This is a genomic window from Polaribacter sp. Z014 (genome assembly GCF_023555435.1).
In the GTDB taxonomy this organism is placed as follows: domain Bacteria; phylum Bacteroidota; class Bacteroidia; order Flavobacteriales; family Flavobacteriaceae; genus Polaribacter.
This window is the reverse complement of sequence record NZ_JALCZP010000090.1, coordinates 1-1,043: the sequence shown is the minus strand read 5'-3', so window position 1 is coordinate 1,043 and position 1,043 is coordinate 1. Positions and strand designations below refer to the sequence as shown.

The window sequence follows — 1,043 nt, the reverse complement described above, 5'->3', positions numbered from 1 at the left end:
GGCACTGTCTCATAAAGTGTGTAAGTTTTAAAATCTCAGGTTAATTAATTAACCTGAGATTTTTTTATTAATTTTAAATTTTACATATTTATGAAACCAGAAGACATTTTAAACGAAGATTTTTTAAAGCAATTTAAAAGCGGATCAGAACTTACTAATTTTTTAGAACAGCTTCATAAGCGAGGCATAGAAAAAATACTTGAAGGAGAGTTAGATGCTCATTTAGACTATGGAAAGCATCAAAAAAGTAAATCAACTAATCTTCGAAATGGGTATACCAAAAAGAAACTAAAAACAACTTTAGGGGAGACAGAAATAAACGTTCCAAGAGACCGTGAAAGTTCTTTTAACCCAATGATTGTTAAGAAAAGAGAAAGTACCACAGAAGGTATAGAAAACATTATAATTTCCCTTTATGCAAAAGGGATGAGTAATAGCGATATAGAAGAACAAATACGAGAACTCTACGATTTTAATATCTCCACAAGCACTATATCAAGAATTACCGATAGTATCACCAATGATATTATAGCTTGGAAAAATAGACCTTTAGAAGCAACCTATCTTATAGTTTGGATGGATGGAATCGTTTTTAAAGTTAGAGAAAACTCTAAAGTCATCAACAAAACCATTTACATCGCGGTAGGTTTGAGAACTGATGGAAAAAAAGAAGTACTTGGTTTATGGTTAGGTAAAAATGAATCTTCCGCTTTTTGGATGAGTGTTTTAACCGACATTAGAGCTAGAGGAACACAAGATATCTTAATCACAGCAACCGATAATTTAAATGGATTTACAGATACAATTAAAACTGTTTTCCCTAATTCTGTTACTCAAATATGTGTGGTGCATCAGATTAGAAACTCCTGTCGTTACGTTGTTTGGAAAGATAAAAAAGAGTTTACCAGAGACATGAAACAAATCTATACTGCACCGACAAAAGAAGCAGCAAAGGCATCCTTAAAAGATTTTAAAGATAAATGGGATTCTAAATATTCTTATGCGATTAAAAGTTGGGAAAATAACTGGGATGAACTTACCGT

Annotated in this window: 1 protein-coding gene; it reads left to right on the top strand. The window is 31.8% G+C overall.

From position 1 onward, the window contains the following. Positions 1-90 precede the first annotated feature (90 nt). Positions 91-1,043: IS256 family transposase (locus tag MPF19_RS19045; RefSeq protein ID WP_249989854.1), on the top strand; the 953-nt coding region annotated here is incomplete at its 3' end.